This window comes from Xanthomonas massiliensis (assembly GCF_900018785.1).
GTDB classification, from domain to species: domain Bacteria; phylum Pseudomonadota; class Gammaproteobacteria; order Xanthomonadales; family Xanthomonadaceae; genus Xanthomonas_B; species Xanthomonas_B massiliensis.
Map to the genome: position 1 here is coordinate 474,848 of NZ_FCOY01000006.1, position 17,342 is coordinate 492,189.

The 17,342-nt window shown below is 71.1% G+C and carries 16 protein-coding genes; 13 read left to right on the plus strand and 3 right to left on the minus strand.

All coding sequences use genetic code 11. The annotated features are described in order from the left end of the window. Positions 1–4: 4 nt before the first annotated feature. Positions 5–2,389: a TonB-dependent receptor plug domain-containing protein gene (locus tag BN3794_RS05240; RefSeq protein WP_066094379.1), complete on the minus strand. Its 2,385-nt coding sequence runs from the start codon at positions 2,387–2,389 to the stop codon at positions 5–7. 674 nt (positions 2,390–3,063) lie between these two features. On the opposite strand from BN3794_RS05240, the gene BN3794_RS05245 reads away from it, so the two are divergent. Further along, on the plus strand, positions 3,064–4,932 hold the full coding sequence (locus tag BN3794_RS05245; RefSeq protein ID WP_066094382.1) for an ABC-F family ATP-binding cassette domain-containing protein: 1,869 nt from the start codon (positions 3,064–3,066) through the stop codon (positions 4,930–4,932). 714 nt (positions 4,933–5,646) lie between these two features. On the opposite strand, the gene BN3794_RS05250 is transcribed toward BN3794_RS05245, so the two are convergent. Together BN3794_RS05250 and BN3794_RS05255 are read right to left on the minus strand one after the other, a co-directional pair. Beyond that, positions 5,647–5,838, minus strand: coding sequence for a DUF3011 domain-containing protein (locus BN3794_RS05250; RefSeq protein WP_066094385.1), 192 nt, complete (start codon positions 5,836–5,838; stop codon positions 5,647–5,649). Between the two features lie 27 nt (positions 5,839–5,865). Next, the gene (locus tag BN3794_RS05255; RefSeq protein ID WP_066094387.1) at positions 5,866–6,141 is read right to left on the minus strand and encodes a DUF3011 domain-containing protein; all 276 of its coding nucleotides are present in this window, start codon (positions 6,139–6,141) and stop codon (positions 5,866–5,868) included. 161 nt (positions 6,142–6,302) lie between these two features. Here BN3794_RS05255 and aspS point away from each other — a divergent pair, with 161 nt between their 5' ends. The 12 genes from aspS (at position 6,303) to tolA (ending at position 17,298) form a co-directional block, all read left to right on the plus strand. Next, positions 6,303–8,066 carry an aspartate--tRNA ligase gene (gene aspS, locus BN3794_RS05260; RefSeq protein ID WP_066097020.1) on the plus strand — a complete coding sequence of 588 codons (1,764 nt, stop codon included), beginning with the start codon at positions 6,303–6,305 and terminating at the stop codon, positions 8,064–8,066. Between the two features lie 114 nt (positions 8,067–8,180). Further along, on the plus strand, positions 8,181–8,708 hold the full coding sequence (locus tag BN3794_RS05265; protein WP_066094390.1) for a GNAT family N-acetyltransferase: 528 nt from the start codon (positions 8,181–8,183) through the stop codon (positions 8,706–8,708). Continuing rightward, the gene (locus BN3794_RS05270) at positions 8,705–9,397 is read left to right on the plus strand and encodes an alpha/beta hydrolase (RefSeq protein ID WP_078059605.1); all 693 of its coding nucleotides are present in this window, start codon (positions 8,705–8,707) and stop codon (positions 9,395–9,397) included. Before BN3794_RS05265 ends, BN3794_RS05270 begins: the two co-directional genes overlap by 4 nt. A 76-nt stretch (positions 9,398–9,473) precedes the next feature. Then, positions 9,474–10,208 (plus strand): YebC/PmpR family DNA-binding transcriptional regulator, encoded by a 735-nt coding sequence (locus BN3794_RS05275; protein WP_066094393.1) that lies wholly within the window; start codon positions 9,474–9,476, stop codon positions 10,206–10,208. Positions 10,209–10,296: 88 nt separating this feature from the next. Continuing rightward, positions 10,297–10,821: a crossover junction endodeoxyribonuclease RuvC gene (ruvC, locus tag BN3794_RS05280; protein WP_066094396.1), complete on the plus strand. Its 525-nt coding sequence runs from the start codon at positions 10,297–10,299 to the stop codon at positions 10,819–10,821. A 58-nt stretch (positions 10,822–10,879) separates the two neighbouring features. Further along, entirely contained in the window at positions 10,880–11,464 is a 585-nt protein-coding gene (gene ruvA / locus BN3794_RS05285) for a Holliday junction branch migration protein RuvA (protein WP_066094399.1), read from the plus strand. 52 nt (positions 11,465–11,516) lie between these two features. Further along, positions 11,517–13,433 carry a potassium transporter Kup gene (locus tag BN3794_RS05290; protein ID WP_066094401.1) on the plus strand — a complete coding sequence of 639 codons (1,917 nt, stop codon included), beginning with the start codon at positions 11,517–11,519 and terminating at the stop codon, positions 13,431–13,433. 82 nt (positions 13,434–13,515) lie between these two features. Further along, positions 13,516–14,547 carry a Holliday junction branch migration DNA helicase RuvB gene (gene ruvB / locus BN3794_RS05295; RefSeq protein ID WP_066094404.1) on the plus strand — a complete coding sequence of 344 codons (1,032 nt, stop codon included), beginning with the start codon at positions 13,516–13,518 and terminating at the stop codon, positions 14,545–14,547. After that, a complete protein-coding gene (gene ybgC, locus BN3794_RS05300; protein WP_066094407.1) occupies positions 14,534–14,968 on the plus strand; it encodes a tol-pal system-associated acyl-CoA thioesterase in 435 nt (144 codons plus the stop codon). The genes ruvB and ybgC overlap by 14 nt, the downstream gene beginning before the upstream one ends. A gap of 10 nt (positions 14,969–14,978) precedes the next feature. Further along, positions 14,979–15,755, plus strand: a complete 777-nt coding sequence (gene tolQ / locus BN3794_RS05305; protein ID WP_066094410.1) for a protein TolQ — start codon at positions 14,979–14,981, stop codon at positions 15,753–15,755. Positions 15,756–15,785: 30 nt separating this feature from the next. Then, positions 15,786–16,226 carry a protein TolR gene (gene tolR / locus BN3794_RS05310; RefSeq protein ID WP_066094413.1) on the plus strand — a complete coding sequence of 147 codons (441 nt, stop codon included), beginning with the start codon at positions 15,786–15,788 and terminating at the stop codon, positions 16,224–16,226. Then, positions 16,216–17,298 (plus strand): cell envelope integrity protein TolA, encoded by a 1,083-nt coding sequence (tolA, locus tag BN3794_RS05315; RefSeq protein ID WP_066094416.1) that lies wholly within the window; start codon positions 16,216–16,218, stop codon positions 17,296–17,298. The genes tolR and tolA overlap by 11 nt, the downstream gene beginning before the upstream one ends. Positions 17,299–17,342 lie beyond the last annotated feature (44 nt).

The window sequence follows — 17,342 nt, forward strand, 5'->3', positions numbered from 1 at the left end:
GGCGTCACCAGGTGTAGTTGACCCGTCCGTACACGTAGGCGCCGTTGAAGCCGAACGGCGAGTAGTTGCTGTACGGGAACACGCCGCTGGTGGAGTTGAGATAGATGTTCTTGTCCGGATAGGTGTCGAACACGTTGTCCGCGCCCAGCGTCAGCGTCCACTGCTTGGTCGGCTTGTAGCTGGCCGAGGCGTCCACGATCCACTTGGCGTCGAAGGTCTGGTCGCGGGTGGGATCGGTCGCGTTGCGCACCGTGAACTCGCCGTAGCGGGTCGCGGTCAGGCCCAGTTCCCAGTGGTCGGCCGACCAGGTGCCGCTCAGCACCGCCTTGTCCTTCGGGAAGCTGTCCTCCAGGCGGCCGATCTCGTCGCGGGCCACCAGCGAGGTGGTGATGCCCAGGTCGGTCAGCGCGCTCGGCGAGGCGTCCAGCTTCTGCACTTCGGTCTTGCTGTAGCCGTAGCTGGCGCTCAGGTTCAGCGAGCTGGCCGCGAACGGGATGGTGTAGGTGCCCACCACGTCCACGCCGCGGGTGCGGGTGTCGGCCGCGTTGGTGAAGTAGCGGAACGAGCTGACGTTGTTGATGCCCAGCGAGGACAGCAGGGCGTTGGCCGCCGCGTTGGTGGTCACGTTGGAGGACAGCAGGATGCGGTCGTCGATCCTGATCTGGTAGGCATCCACCGTCAGCGAGAACTGGTCGGTCGGCTGCAGCACCAGGCCCAGGCTGTAGTTGGTGGAGGTCTCGGCCTTGAGCGGCTTGGAGCCGAGCGCGATCGCCGCGGCGCTGGAGGCGGGGAACGTGCCGCTCTGGTAGAACACGCCGTCGCTGATGATGCTGGAAATGGACTGGAAGCTCTGCTGGGCCAGCGACGGGGCACGGAAGCCGTTGGACACGGTGGCGCGCAGGGCCACCTTGTCGGTGAACGCGTAGCGCAGCGACAGCTTGCCGGAGGTCTTGCTGCCGAAGTCCGAATAGTCCTCGTAGCGGCCGGTCAGGCCGGCGGAGAACTTGTCGGTCAGGTCGGCTTCCAGGCCGGCGTAGACGGCGTAGTTGTGGCGGTCGGCGTGGACCGCGTTGGCCGGGGTGAAGCCCGGGAAGCCCTGCGCGCCGCCGCCGTAGTAGGACCCCGCCGCACCCGGCGACTGGTTCCACTTCTCCTGGCGGTACTCGGCACCGAAGGCGAAGGTCACCGGATAGGCCAGGCCCCAGTCCAGCGGCTGGGTGAAGTCGGCGTTGAGCACGTTCTGGGTGTACTCCAGCGCGCCATCGTAGAAGCGGGTGGGGCTGTCCGCGCCGAGATCGAAGTTGATGGTGTTGCGGGTGTTGTAGTCGATCTTGTTGTAGCCGTAGTTGTAGCTCACGTCCCAGGTGAAGCCGCCGGCGGTGGTGCCCTTCAGGCCGGCCAGCAGGGTGCGGTCCTTGGAGTACTGGTTGATCACCGGCACGAAACCGTCCGGGTAGAACTGCGCCAGCAGCGCGGTCTGGTTGTTGTAGTTCTTGGAGCGGTAGAACGCGAAGGAGTCGATGTCGCGGTTGCTGGCCAGCGCCGTGGCATAGCCGGTGACCGCGTCGGAGAACTGGAACTGGCCGTTGGCCGAGACCGATTCGGCCTGGACCTTGGGATCGCCGATGACGAAGGCCTTCTGGCCCACCGCCGGGTAGTTGCCGGTATCGGGCGTGGTGCCGGCATAGGCGCCGGAGCGGTTGGTCTCGTTCTGCTTGTCGATCTGCCCGGCCACGTGCAGCGTGCCGCGGCCGTCGCCGAAGCTCACCCCGGTGTCGCCGGAGAGCTGGTATTGCGAGCCGTCGCCGGCGGAGTACTTGCCGTAGCCCACGCCGAGGCTGCCGCCCTGGCCCGAGCCCTTGAGCACGATGTTGATCACGCCGGCGATGGCGTCGGAGCCGTACTGGGCCGAGGCGCCGTCGCGCAGGACCTCGACGCGCTCGATGGCCGCGATCGGGATGGTGTTCAGGTCCACCGCCGAGGAGCCGCGGCCCATGCTGCCGTTGAGGTTGATCGCGGCCGAGGAGTGGTAGCGCTTGCCGTTGACCAGGACCAGGACCTGGTCCGGCGACAGCCCGCGCAGCTGGGCCGGGCGCACGCCGCTGGTGCCGTCCACCAGCGCCGGGCGCGGGAAGTTGAGCGAGGGCAGCACGCGCGAGAGCGCGGTGGCCAGCTCGGTCGAGCCGGTGGCCTGCAGCGCCTGCGGGGTGACGATGTCGATCGGCGACTGCGATTCGGCCACGGTGCGGTTGGACACGTGGGTACCGGTCACGATCACGGTATCCAGGGTCTTGGCCTTGTCCCCGGCAGCGTCCTGGGCGAAGGCGGTGGCGGGCAGGACGAGGGCGGCGGCGATGGCGGTGGCCAGCCGGGAGGTGTGGCGGTTCATCTTCTTGCTTGCTCCGGAATGGGTGATACGCGTCCCGAATAACACCCTCTTAACCTTCCGGTCAAACAAGGTTTCCACTGAAAGCGGGCTGCGGTTCAGGCTGGCTCGGGGGATGCGTCGGCGCATTATTTAAGAGTGGCAGCGGTTCCACCCATGAACGTCGGGCATGTCGGCATGGAGGTTGGTTCTATGGCCGGCACCTGCGGGGGAAGCGGTCGATCTGTGCCGGTCTTCCCCCCGGAACGCCCCCCTCGACAGGCAGTTCCGGTCGTGGCGCGTTCCACTACCGCCGTGGTGTAGGCCGCGCGCGGCCGCCGGCCGATCCGCATCCCGACGAAGGCATCGGCGAAGGCGAAGCCATGCCGCCCAGGCGCACGGCCGACAAGCCGGCCGGGCCGACAGGCCCGCGGCCGGCGCTCGGGCCTGTCCCGCGCCTGGCCGACAGGTCGCTTCCCCCGTTGTCCCCGCAATGGACCTGCCGGGCGCGCTCCGGGGCGGCTCGCCCTCACGATCTTGCCGGCGACGGCCGGCTGCGCCGGGGGGCAGGAACATGCTGCTAGGCGGCGACGACGCGCTCGTCCGCGGCGGCACGGCGACGCCCCGCGCCGCGCCCGCTAGAATGGCGCTCTTGCCGCGCCCGAGCGCGGTCTCCCGTCTGCCTCGATGTCCTTCCCATGATTTCCCTGCGCAATTTCGCCCTGCGCCGCGGCGAGCGGCTGCTGTTGTCCAACGTCGACCTGACCCTGCACGCCGGCTACCGCGTCGGTGTGGTCGGCCGCAACGGTGCCGGCAAGTCCAGCCTGTTCGCCGCCGTGCGCCACGAGATCGAGCCCGACCAGGGCGACATCGACCTGCCGGGCAAGGTGCGCATCGCCTCGGTGGCGCAGGAGACGCCGGCACTGCCCGATCCGGCCATCGACTTCGTGCTCGGCGGCGACGAGGTGATCGCCAAGGTGCTGCGCGAGGAAGCCGAGGCCACCGCCCGCGAGGACTGGGAGGCCGTCGCCGACGCCCACCAGAAGCTGGCCGAGCTCAACGGCTACGACGCCGAGGCGCGCGCTGGCAAGCTGCTGCACGGCCTGGGCTTTGCGGCCGATACGCACCACCGGCCGGTGTCGGCGTTCTCCGGCGGCTGGCGGGTGCGCCTGAACCTGGCGCGCGCGCTGATGATGCCCTCGGACCTGCTGCTGCTCGACGAGCCGACCAACCACTTGGACATGGATGCGGTGCTGTGGCTGGAGCAGTGGCTGCTCAAGTACCCGGGCACGCTGCTGCTGATCAGCCACGACCGCGAGTTCCTCGACAACGTCGCCACCCATACCCTGCACCTGCACGGCGGCGGCGCCAAGCTGTACGTGGGCGGCTACACCGACTTCGAGCGCCAGCGCACCGAGCAGCTGCGCCAGCAGCAGATCGCCCACGAGAAGGAACAGGCCGAGCGCGCCCACCTGCAGAGCTTCATCGACCGCTTCAAGGCCAAGGCGAGCAAGGCCAAGCAGGCGCAGAGCCGGATGAAGCGGCTGGAGAAGCTGGCCGGCACCGAGGCGGTGCGCGCCGAGCGCGAATTCCGCGTGGAGTTCGCCGAGCCGGCGAAACTGCCGCATTCGCTGATCCGGCTGAACCATGTCGATGCCGGCTACGGCGCCGACGCCGTCATCCTCCACGACGTCGGCTTCGGCCTGGAGGCCGGCGACCGTATCGGCCTGCTCGGCCCCAACGGCGCCGGCAAGACCACGCTGGTGCGCACCCTGGTCGGCGAACTGGCGCCGGTGGCCGGCGAGCGCAGCGCGCACCCGGACCTGCGCATAGGCTACTTCGCCCAGCACACGGTCGAGTCGCTCAACGAGGGCCAGTCGCCGATCGACCACTTCCGCGAGCTGTCGCCGGATACCCCGAACCAGGCGTTCCGCGATTTCCTCGGCAAGTGGAACTTCCCCGGCGACCGTGCCTTCGAGTCCATCGACGGCTTCTCCGGCGGCGAGCGCGCGCGCCTGGCGCTGTCGCTGATCGCCTGGCAGCAGCCCAACGTGCTGCTGCTCGACGAGCCCACCAACCACCTCGACCTGGAGATGCGCGAGGCACTGGCCGAGGCACTGAGCGATTTCGACGGTGCCATCGTCATGGTCAGCCACGACCGCCACCTGATCGGCCTGGTCTGCGACACCTTCTGGCGCGTGGCCGACGGCGTGGTCGAGCCGTTCGACGGCGACCTGGACCAGTACGCCGCCTGGCTGCGCAGCCGGCCCGGGGCGCAGGGCACCAAGCAGAAGGGCGCGGCCGCCCCGGCGGCGGCACCGGTGGCCCCGGCCCCGGCGCCGGACAAGGCGGGGCGCAAGCCGGCCAATCCCTACAAGCTGGCCGAGGCGGAAAAGCGCGTGGGCGAGCTGGAGGAACGGCTTGCCGCGATGGATCGCGACATGACCGACCCGGCGGTGTTCGCCGATGCCGGCCGGTTGGCCGATCTCGGCCGCCAGCGCGAGGCGGCGGCGGCGCAGCTGGCCCAGGCCGAGCAGGCCTGGCTGGCGTTGATGGACGAAGGCTGAGCGCTGCCGCAGGCCAGGCCAGGCCGCGCGGGATGCGGTCGCGTGCCCGGGGCATGGCGGCATCGCGGCTTACTGCGAGCCACGCGGCGTGATCGAGCGATTCCCGTCCCAGGCCGGAGAGCTCGTCGCATTCGCGCGTCTGCGGCGGGAGTGGCTCGCTACCCGTGTTTCTCCGCGGTGGGGGTTCCTCCCGTGGCCGGGCTTTCGCACAGGTCCGCAACCCATGCAGTGCAGCGGGGCCCTGGCATCGATCGCGGGCCTTGGAGCCGGGACGACAGGGTCATGGGCACTCGCAATGGACGCCCGGACCTGCGGCGGCCGACCGTCATGCCTGGGCCGGGCCGATGGCCCGGCAACCCACGACCCCACGACCCCACAACCTCATGACCCCATGACCCCATGAGCCGCGATTCGCACCCGTGAGCCGCGACTAGAGGCGACGAGGTGGAGGGGGCGGCGCGCGGTCAGGCATGGCGGTGTCCCTCACGGCCGGTCGCGACGCCATGCCATGCCGTCTCCCACATGAAGGGCCGGGCTCGCCGGGCGACGCGCCGGGTCTGCGCGGCCAGCAGGGCCGCGCGGCCCGCCCGACACATGAGCGGAGCCGATGCCGGCGGCCGACCCGCCGGCAGGAGGCGTTGGACCCGGATGCCGGCACCCGGCTCAGGTGCCGCTTCGGCGAAGACGGCCTCCGAACGCAGCGCGGCGCGGGAGTCAACGGCCGGCGAACTGGCCGCGGCAGCCGTCGTCCACCCACAGGCCGCGGCCGTCGTAGCCCCAGGTGCGGCCTTCCACGCAACGGGTCTTGGACAGCTGCCGCACCAGGTAGGGGCGGCCCCAGCGCCGGTCCCAGCCGCACACGTGCTGGCGGTTGTCGTCGCTGCTGCAGGTGACGGGGGCCGCCATGCCGGTCGCGCCGCGGCGAGGTCTGGGTCAACGACGGCTGCCGCGGCGAGTTCGCGGCGGGCGGCCTGGGCGGCTGCCCCAGTTGCTGCCCTCTATGCAGCGGGTGCTGGAGAGGTTCTCCACCAGCCGCGCCGGGCCCCGGAACGGGGTGGTGCACTGGTGCGGGTTGCGGTCGTTGCTGGAGCAGACCAGGCCGGCATCGCCGGGCGCGGCCGGGGCGGGGGCGGGCAGGCTGGCCAGGGCGAGCAGGGCCAGGGCCGGCAGCAGGGAGGCGGGAAGCAGCGGGAAGGAGGTCAGGCGCATGGGAGGATCCGTCGTCCATGTGGCAGGTCCGACAAATTAGGCCGCCGGCCGCCCGAACGCCAGGTGATGGCCGCCATTTGCCCGCCCGGCGCCCGCGCCGCACAATATCCGGCTTGCCGGCGCGGATGTCGCCGGGTTTTCCTGCGGAGCGTTCCATGTCCATGCGTACCCATTACTGCGGCCAGATCGACGAGACGCTGATCGGCCAGACCGTCACCCTGGCCGGCTGGACCGACGTGGCCCGCAACCTCGGCGGCGTGTGCTTCATCGACCTGCGCGACCACGAGGGCATCGTCCAGGTGACGGTGGAGCCGTCCAACCCCGAGGTGTTCGCGGTGGCCGCCTCGCTCGGCTACGAGGACGTGCTGCAGGTCGAAGGCGTGGTGCGCGCGCGCGAGGCGGTGAACGACAAGATGAAGACCGGCAAGGTCGAGGTGATCGCCACCCGCATCACCATGCTCAACAAGGCCGCGCCGCTGCCGTTCCACGCCCACGAGAACCCGAGCGAGGAGACCCGACTGCGCTACCGCTACCTGGACCTGCGCCGCCCGGAGATGCAGCGCATGCAGCGCACCCGGGTGAAGCTGGTGCGCGCGCTGCGCCACTGGCTGGATCAGCGCGAGTTCCAGGACATCGAGACGCCGATCCTGACCAAGGCCACCCCGGAAGGCGCGCGCGACTTCCTGGTGCCGGCGCGCATGCACGACGGCGAGTTCTACGCGCTGCCGCAGAGCCCGCAGCTGTTCAAGCAGATCCTGATGATCGCCGGCTTCGATCGCTACTACCAGGTGGCGCGCTGCTTCCGCGACGAGGCCCTGCGCGCCGACCGCCAGCTGGAATTCACCCAGCTGGACATGGAGTTCGCCTTCGTCAACGAGCGCGACATCCAGGACACGGTGGAGGCGATGATCCGCGAGGTGTTCGCCGAGGTCGCCGGCATCGCGCTGGCCGATCCGTTCCCGCGCATGACCTGGGCCGAGGCGATGCGCCGCTTCGGCTCGGACAAGCCGGACCTGCGCAACCCGCTGGAGCTGGTGGACGTGGCCGAGCTGGTCCGGGACAGCGGCTTCAAGGTGTTCAGCGACGCCGCCGGCGGCGAGGGCGGGCGCGTGGCCGCGCTGCGCATCCCCGGCGGCGCCAGCCTGAGCCGCAAGCACATCGACGACTACGCCGCCCACGCCGCGAAGTTCGGCGCCAAGGGCCTGGCCTACGCCAAGATCGACGAGGCCGGCGCGGTCACCTCGCCGATCGCCAAGTTCTTCGCCGAGGACGCCTTCGCCGCGCTGCTGGCCCGGGTCGGCGCGCAGGCGGGCGATATCGTGTTCTTCGGTGCCGGCCCGTACGTGAAGGTGTCCGAGTTCATGGGCGCGGTGCGCCTGAAGGCGGGCAAGGAATTCGGCCTGGTCGCCGAGGGCTGGCGCCCGCTGTGGGTCACCGATTTCCCGATGTTCGAATGGGACGAGGCCGAGCAGCGCTACGTCGCCCTGCACCATCCGTTCACCGCGCCGGCGGTGGACGACATCGCCGAGCTCAAGGCGCACGCGGCCACCGCGGTGTCGCGCGGCTACGACATGGTGCTCAACGGCAACGAGATCGGCGGCGGTTCGATCCGCATCCATCGCCCGGAGATGCAGAGCGCGGTGTTCGAGCTGCTCGGCATCGGCGCCGAGGAGGCGCGCGCCAAGTTCGGCTTCCTGCTCGACGCGCTCAACTACGGCGCCCCGCCGCACGGCGGCATCGCCTTCGGCATCGATCGCCTGGCCGCGCTGATCTCCGGCACCGAGTCGATCCGCGACGTGATCCCGTTCCCGAAGACCACCTCGGCGCAGTGCCTGATGACCGACGCGCCCTCGCCGATCCCGGACGCGCAGCTGGCCGAGGTGCACATCATGGTGCGGCCCAAGGATGCGCCGGCGGCGCAGTGAGGCCAGGCCCGTGGCCGCGCGCCGGCGCGGCCGCGGCCGTTCCCGCCCGCGGCAGGTCACGCGCCTTCGCGGGTGGGGCCGGGTGACCGCCGGCAACGCCGGGGCCGGCGCCGCATGAGCGCGCCGGTGAGCCTGCGTCGCGCGGTACGCGCCGATGCCGCGATACTCGCGGCCCTGTCGACCGACACCTTCGTGGAAACCTTCGGCCACCTGTATCCGCCGGAGGATCTCGCCTACTACCTGGCGCTGGCCTACACCGTGGACGGGCAGGCCGAGCTGGCCGGCGACCCGGCCTATGGCGTGTGGCTGGCCGAACGCGATGGCCGGGCGATCGGCTACGCGGTGGCCGGCCCGGCCGGGCTGCCGCATCCGGACGTGGCCGAGGGCGACGGCGAACTGAAGCGGTTGTACGTGCGCGCCGGCGAGCAGAACGGCGGGCTCGGCTCGCGCCTGTTCGCCACGGCGATGGCCTGGCTGCAGCGCGAGGGGCCGCGCACGCTGTGGATCGGCGTGTGGTCGCAGAACTTCGGCGCACAGCGCTTCTACGCCCGCCACGGCTTCGCCCGGGTCGGCAGCTACGAGTTCCCGGTCGGCCGCGTGCGCGACCTGGAATTCATCCTGCGTCGCCCGGCCGGCCGATGAGCGTGCCCGGCGACGGCGTGGAACGTCCGGCTCGCGGCGCCGGTGCCGACCGTCCGGAGGCAGGCCTTCCGCCGGTGCTGCTGCTGCACGGGCTGTGGAACAGCGCCGCCTGGCTGGGGCCGCTGGCCTGGCGCTTGCGCCGCGCCGGGTTCGCGCCGCGGCGGTTCGGCTACCGCAGCGCGGCCGACGGCCCCGAGGCGGCGGCCAGGTCGCTGGTCGAGCGGTTGCGGGACTGGACCAGTGCGCCGCCGGCGCTGGTCGGGCACAGCCTGGGCGGGATCGTGGCGCTGCGGGCGCTGGCGCTCGAACCGGCGCTGCCGGTGGCGCGGGTGGTGTGCCTGGGCAGCCCGCTGTGCGGCAGTGCCGCCGCGGCCGCGCTGGCACGCAACGCCTGGGGCGCGCGCCTGCTCGGCCGGGCCGGGGCGTGCCTGGTGGATACCGGACTGCCGGCGGATCCGCTGCCGGTGCCGGTCGGCATGGTCGCCGGCACGCGCGCGGCGGGGCTGGGCCGGCTGCTGGCCGACCTGGGCGAGATCTCCGACGGCACCGTGGGCCTGGCCGAGACCCGCTGGCCGGGCCTGGCCGACCACTGCCGCGTCGCCGTCGGCCACGCCGGCCTGCTGACCTCGCCGCAGGCGGCGCGCCAGGTGGTGGCGTTCCTGCGCCACGGCCGTTTCGAGGCCGGCTGAGCCGGCGGCGGCGTGCCGGTACGGCGATCGGGTAAAATCCCGCCCCGTCATTCATTCGTTCCACCCGGGAAACACCATGGGCAGAGGTCCTTCGATCGAGGCGCGCAAGAACGCCTCGGATGCCAAGCGCGGCAAGATCTTCACCAAGATCATCCGCGAGATCAACGTCGCCGCGCGCGGGCCGGGCGGGGGCGATCCGGCCAACAACCCGAGCCTGCGCAGCGCCATCGACAAGGGGCTGGCGGTCAACATGCCCAAGGACGTGATCGAGCGGGCGCTGAAGAAGGCGACCGGCGAGCTGGAGGGCGTGGAGTACGAACACGTGCGCTACGAGGGCTACGCCCCCGGCGGCGTGGCGGTGATCGTCGATTGCCTGACCGACAACCGCGTGCGCACCGTCGCCGACGTGCGCCACGCGTTCTCGCGCAGCGGCGGCAACATGGGCACGGAGGGCTCGGTGGCCTTCATGTTCAAGCACCTGGGCGTGCTCAGCTACGCGCCCGGCGCCGACGAGGACCGCATCACCGAGGCCGCGATCGAGGCCGGCGCCGACGACGTGGTGGTGTACCCGGAGGACGGCGCCATCGACGTGATCACCGATCCGGATAACTACGAGACGGTCAAGGCCGCCATGGTGGCCGCCCAGCTGCCGCCGGACCACGCCGAGGTCACCTACCGCGCCGACAACGACATCGTCGTGGACGGGGAGGCCGCCCTGCAGGTCAAGAAACTGCTGGACACGCTCGAGGACCTGGACGACGTGCAGAACGTCTACTCCAACGTCGAGCAGGCGTCCCTGGAAGCGGTTTGAGGTCCCCGGCGGCAGGCATGGCCGGTCGCTGCGCACCGGGCCTGCCGACACGGGCGCCGGCGCGCGCGGGCGCGCCCGGGAGGATCCGGTGACCCGCATCCTCGGCATCGATCCCGGCTCGCAGCGCACCGGCGTGGGGATCATCGACGTGGATGCGGCCGGCCGGCCGTGCCACGTCCACCACCAGCCGCTGGTGCTGCTGGGGGCGGCGGACTTCGCCGGCCGCCTGCGCCTGCTGGCCGAAGGGCTGGGCGCGCTGGTCGAGGCCTGGCGCCCCGACGAGGTGGCCATCGAGGAAGTGTTCGTGGGCAAGAGCGCGGCGTCCGCACTCAAGCTCGGCCAGGCGCGCGGCGCGGCGATCTGCACCGTGGTGCTGCGCGACCTGCCGGTGCACGAATACGCCGCCAAGGAGATTAAGCTGGCCCTGGTCGGCCGCGGTGGCGCCGAGAAGGAGCAGGTCCAGCACATGGTCGGGCTGATGCTCGGCCTGCAGGGCAGGCTGCAGGCCGATGCGGCCGACGCGCTGGCGGTCGCCATCACCCATGCGCACGTGCGCGCCACGGCCGGCCGCCTCGGCGTGGACCCGCGCCAGGCCTGGAGCCGGAAGCGATGATCGCCGGCCTTTCCCGCGGCCGCCCGCCGGCCGTTTCCCGTTTCCCGGAGGTAGCGCCATGATCGGACGCCTGCGCGGCATCCTCGCCTACAAGCAGCCGCCGTGGCTGGTGATCGACGTCGGCGGCGTCGGCTACGAACTGGAGGCGCCGATGAGCACCTTCTACGACCTGCCCGACCTCGGTCGCGAGGTGACGCTGTTCACCCACTATGCGCAGAAGGAGGACAGCGTGTCGCTGTACGGCTTTCTGCGCGAGGGCGAGCGGCGGCTGTTCCGCGACGTGCAGAAGGTGTCCGGCATCGGCGCCAAGATCGCGCTGGCGATCCTGTCCGGGGTCAGCGTGGACGAGTTCGCGCGCCTGGTGCAGGCCGGCGACGTGACCGCGCTGACCCGGATCCCGGGGATCGGCAAGAAGACCGCCGAGCGCATCGTGGTCGAGCTGCGCGACCGCGCCGCCGAGCTGTCCGGCGGCGGCCCCGGCCTGCCGCGCGGCGCCCACGACCCGGTCGCCGAGGCCACCGAGGCCCTGCAGCAGCTGGGCTACAAGCCGGCCGAGGCCGCGCGCATGGCCCGCGACGCCGCCGCCGAGGGCGACGAGGTCGCCGCCGTGATCCGCAAGGCCCTGCAGGCCGCGCTGCGCTGAGCGGCGCCGGCGTCTTCATGTTCACCCCCACCGGGGATACCCTGCCTCCGTCATGACGTCCGCCCCCGCTTCCGCCAACGGCAACGCTTCCCCCTCCCACGTCCCCGAAGGCAGCGGGCTGGCCCTGGTCGTGGGCGCCATCGGCGTGGTGTTCGGCGACATCGGCACCAGCCCGCTGTACACCATCAGGGAGGCGTTCTCGCCGCACTACGGCCTGGCCAGCGACCACGACACGGTGCTGGGCGTGCTGTCGCTGGCGTTCTGGTCGCTGATGATCGTGGTCACGCTCAAGTACGTGACCATCATCATGCGCGCCGACAACGAGGGCGAGGGCGGCATCATGGCGCTGATGGCGCTGGCCCAGCGCACCCTGCGCCGCGGCTCGCGCTCGGCCTACGTGGTCGGGGCGCTGGGCATCTTCGGCGCTTCGCTGTTCTTCGGCGACGGGGTGATCACCCCGGCGATCTCGGTGATGAGCGCGGTCGAGGGCCTGCAGGTGGCCGCGCCGCGGATGGGGCCGTTCGTGGTGCCGATCACGGTGGCGGTGCTGGTGCTGGTGTTCTCCGCGCAGCGCTTCGGCACCGCCAAGGTCGGCAAGGTGTTCGGTCCGATCATGACGCTGTGGTTCCTGGCGCTGGCGGCGGTGGGCGTGTGGAACGTGGTGCAGGCGCCGGAGGTGCTCAAGGCGTTCAACCCGTGGTGGGCGGTGCGCTTCTTCCTCGACCACGGCTGGCACGGCATCTTCATCCTCGGCGCGGTGGTGCTGGCGGTGACCGGCGGCGAGGCGCTGTACGCGGACATGGGCCATTTCGGCGCCCGGCCGATCCGCCATGCCTGGTACTGGTTCGTGCTGCCGTGCCTGCTGCTGAACTACCTGGGGCAGGGCGCGCTGGTGCTGCGCCACCCGGTGTCGGTGGCCAACCCGTTCTTCGAGGCGATCCCGGGCTGGGCGCTGTACCCGATGATCGTCATGGCCACGCTGGCGGCGGTGATCGCCTCGCAGGCGGTGATCACCGGCGCCTACTCGGTCTCGCGCCAGGCCATGCAGCTGGGCTACATCCCGCGCATGCTGGTCAAGCACACCTCGCACGACACCATCGGCCAGATCTACGTGCCGGGCATCAACTGGCTGCTGGCGGTGCTGGTCATCGCCCTGGTGCTGGCGTTCCGCAGCTCGGCCAACCTGGCGGTGGCCTACGGCATCTCGGTGTCGATGACCATGCTGATCGACACCCTGCTGCTGGCACTGGTGGCGCGCGCGCTGTGGCCGAAGTGGCGGCGCTGGGTGCTGCCGCTGTGCGTGGTGTTCTTCGTGATCGAGCTGGCGTTCGTGATCGCCAACGGCGCCAAGATCCTGCAGGGCGCCTGGTTCCCGCTGGTGCTGGGGGTGGTGGTGTTCACCCTGATGCGCACCTGGCGGCGCGGGCGCGAGCTGCTGGGCGAGGAGATCCGCAAGGACGGCATCCGCCTGAACAGCTTCCTGCCCGGGCTGATGCTGGCGCCGCCGGCGCGGGTGCCGGGCACGGCCATCTTCATGACCGCCGACCCGATGGTGGTGCCGCACGCGCTGATGCACAACCTCAAGCACAACAAGGTGCTGCACGAGCGCAACGTGTTCCTGACCGTGGAGACCCTGCAGGTGCCCTACGTCAGCAACCACAAGCGGCTGAAGATCGAGGCCATCGGCGACAACTTCTACCGGGTGATCGTGCGCTTCGGCTTCATGGAGACCCCGGACGTGCCGCTGGCCCTGACCCGCGCCAGCGACCACGGCGGGATCAGCTTCGATCCGATGGACACCACCTACTTCGCCAGCCGCGAGACGGTGGTGGCCAGTCCCAAGCGCGGCATGCCGGTATGGCGCGACAAGCTGTTCGCGTTCATGCACCGCAACGCCGCCCCGGCCACCGCGTTCTTCCGCATCCCCGGCAACCGCCTGGTCGAGCTCGGGGCGCAGGTGGAGATCTGAGCGCGGCGATGGCGCCGGCGCCGCGCAGGGCCGATACTATGCGCGCTTGGCCCCTTCGCACGATTCCCGCCGCCCCGGCTCCATGGACCGCATCATCGACAGCACCGCCACCGGCGAGGATTCCGCGGCCGAGGCCAGCATCCGGCCCAAGCGGCTGGCCGACTATCTCGGCCAGGTGCCCGTGCGCGAGCAGCTGTCGATCTACATCGAGGCCGCCCGCAGCCGCGGCGAGGCGCTGGACCATGTGCTGATCTTCGGCCCGCCGGGGCTGGGCAAGACCACGCTCAGCCACGTCATCGCCAACGAGCTCGGGGTGGCCCTGCGCGTCACCTCCGGCCCGGTGATCGAGAAGGCCGGCGACCTGGCCGCGCTGCTGACCAACCTGCAGCCGCACGACGTGCTGTTCGTCGACGAGATCCATCGCCTCTCCCCGCAGGTGGAGGAGGTGCTGTACCCGGCGATGGAGGATTTCCAGATCGACATCATGATCGGCGACGGCCCGGCCGCGCGCTCGATCAAGATCGACCTGCCGCCGTTCACCCTGATCGGCGCCACCACCCGCGCCGGCCTGCTGACCGCGCCGCTGCGCGACCGCTTCGGCATCGTCCAGCGCCTGGCGTTCTATTCGCCCGAGGAGCTGACCCGCATCGTGCGCCGCTCGGCGGCCATCCTCGGCATCGACTGCAGCGCCGAAGGAGCGGGGGAGATCGCGCGCCGCTCGCGCGGCACCCCGCGCATCGCCAACCGCTTGCTGCGGCGGGTGCGCGACTACGCCCAGGTCCGGGCCGGCGGCCACATCGACGCGGAGGTCGCGCAGGCGGCCATGGCCATGCTCAAGGTCGACCCGGAGGGGTTCGACGAGCTCGACCGGCGCCTGCTCGGCGTCATCATCGACCACTTCGACGGCGGTCCGGTCGGCGTGGAGTCGCTGGCGGCCTCGCTGTCGGAGGAACGCGGCACGCTCGAGGACGTGATCGAGCCGTACCTGATCCAGCAGGGGTTCCTGGCGCGCACCGCGCGTGGCCGCATGGCCACGCAGAAGGCGTATCGCCACCTGGGCCTGCGCCCGCGGGTGCCGCCGCCCGGCCTGTTCGCGGAGGATGCCGATGAGTGAGTCCCCATTCAGTTGGCCGACACGGGTCTACTGGGAAGATACCGACGCTGGCGGGGTGGTCTACCACGCCCGCTACGTGGCCTTCATGGAACGGGCCCGCACCGAATGGATGCGCGCACTGGGCTACGGCCAGGAATCGCTGCGGCGGGAGCACGACATGGTCTTCGTCGTGCGCTCCATGCGCCTGGATTTCCTGCGCCCGGCGCGCCTGGACGATGCACTGGAGCTGGGCGTGGCGCTCACCGCGTGCCGCCGCGCCAGCCTGGTGTTCGCCCAGTCGGTGCGCCGCGACGGCGAGCTGCTGGCCAGCGCCGAGGTCCGCCTGGGGGCGCTGTCGGCCTCCACGTTCCGGCCGCGCGGCATCGTCGATGCGCTGTACGAACGCTTGAAGTCCCTGGAAAACACAGAAGTCGAACCCTGAGGAACGAAGGATGATCGCTACGCTGCTGGCCCTGCAGGACACGGTGGTGGAATCGCTGCCGCCGGAAGTCACCAGTGCCGCCGCCCAGACCGCCGCCACCGCGGCGCACGGCGGAATCAACTATCTCGACCTGGTCGTCCGCGCCAGCATCCCGGTCAAGATCATCGTCGTGCTGCTGCTGGTCGGCTCGTTCGTCAGCTGGGTCATCATCTTCCGCAAGACCCGCGCGCTGAAGCAGGCCGACCGCGAGGCCGACGACTTCGAGGGCCGCTTCTGGTCCGGCGCCGACCTGGGCAAGCTCTACGCCGCCGCGGCCGACCGCAACCGTGTGGTCACCGGCATGGAGGCGATCTTCGAGTCCGGCTTCCGCGAGTTCTCGCGCCTGCGCGACCGCCGCCGGGTGGACGCCAACGCCCAGCTCGAAGGTGCCCAGCGCGCCATGCGCGCCACCTTCACCCGCGAGATGGGGCAGCTGGAGCGCAGCGTCGAACTGCTCGCCAACATCGGCTCCAACGCCCCGTACGTGGGCCTGGTCGGCACCGTGTTCGGCATCATGGTGACCATGCACGACATGGTCAGCAGCGGCGAGCAGGCCGGCATCGCCTCGGTCGCCCCGGGCATCTCCGAGGCGCTGATCGCCACCGCCATCGGCCTGTTCGTGGCCATCCCGGCGACCTGGGCCTACAACCGCTTCACCAGCCACGTCGAGCGCCTGGCCATGCGCTACGAGACCTTCGCCGACGAGTTCAGCTCGATCCTGCAGCGCCAGGGTGCGGCCGAGGAATAAGCCGCCGGTCCACCGGACCCGGGAGTCCCCATGATCTCCACCATCTCCTACCGCAAGCGGCGCAAGCTCAAGTCCGAGATCAACGTCGTGCCCTACATCGACGTGATGCTGGTGCTGCTCATCATCTTCATGGTCACCGCGCCGCTGCTGACCCTGAGCGTGGACGTGGAACTGCCCAATTCCCGCGCCAAGGCGCTGGAAAGCAAGCAGGACCCGATCACCGTGACCGTGGACAGCCAGGGCGCGCTGGCGCTCAAGCTGCCCGACGCCAAGTCGCCGCAGCCGATGGACCGCGACCAGCTGGAGCAGCACCTGGCCGCGATCGTGGCCCAGGACAAGGACGCGCGCGTAATCGTCGCCGCCGACCGGGCCGTGCCCTACCAGAAGGTCATGGACGCGCTGGACGCGCTGAAGGCGGCCAAGGTGGAAAAGGTCGGCCTGATTTCCGACGCCGGTGGCAATGCACGCTGACGCGCTACCGCTGCAAGCCCCGCGCGAGGGCGGCTGGGGCCGGGCGATCGCGCTCGCGCTGCTGGTCCACCTGCTGGTGCTGGCGGTGTTCCTGCTGGCCTGGATGTGGTCGCCGCAGCGGCAGGTCGAGCCGGCCGCCGGCGATCCGACCATCGAGGCCAGCATGGACGTGTCCGCGGCCGAGGCCCGGTCCGCCCGCCAGGCGCTGGCGCAGGCGGCCCAGTCCGCGGTCGCGCCGCCGCCGGTCCCCGCGCCGCTGCCCGAGCCGGCCGAGGAAGACACCGTGCCGCCACCGCAGCCGGTGCCCGAGCCGCGCCCGCAGGACGCCCAGACCAAGCCGCAGCCACAGGCCCAGGAGCGCGTGGCCCAGCCCGACAAAACCGACCAGGACGAGGTCAAGGCGCTGGCCATCTCCCAGGAGACCGCCCGGAAGGAGCAGGAGGCCAAGCGGCGCCAGGAACAGATCGACCTGACCGAACGCCAGCGCCAGCAGGAGGCCGAGCAGAAGCAGCGCCTGGCCAGGCAGCAGCAGGAAGAACAGCAGAAGAAGATCGCCGAGCAGCAGGCGCAGGCGGCCGCCCAGGCCGAGCGCGAGAAGAAGCTGGCGCAGATCCGCCAGGCCCGCGCCCAGGCCGAGAAGGAGGCGCAGCTGGCCGAGCAGCGCCTCAAGCAACTGGCCGACGCCAAGGCGCGCGCGGCTTCCACCACCGCCTCGGCGGCGGCCGCCGCCGCATCCGGCGCGGGCCAGTCCGCGGCGCGCCCGGCGCCGGGGCAGGGCGGCACCAACACCGACCTGGCCGCGCGCTACGCCGCGGCGATCCAGGCCGCGGTGCTGGCGCAATGGGTGCGCCCGGACTCGGTGCCGCTGGGGCAGAAGTGCACGGTCAACATCCGCCAGCTGCCGGGCGGGCAGGTGATCGAGGCCAAGGTCGCGGCCGGCTGTCCCTACGACGATGCCGGCAAGCGTTCCGTCGAGGCGGCGGTGCTGCGTGCGCAGCCGTTGCCCTACCGGGGCTTCGAATCGGTGTTCCAGCGCGACCTGACCTTCCATTTCACCGCGCAGGACCGCTGATCGCCGCTGTCGCCCCGGTCATCGGGTTTTCACGCCGCCTTCGT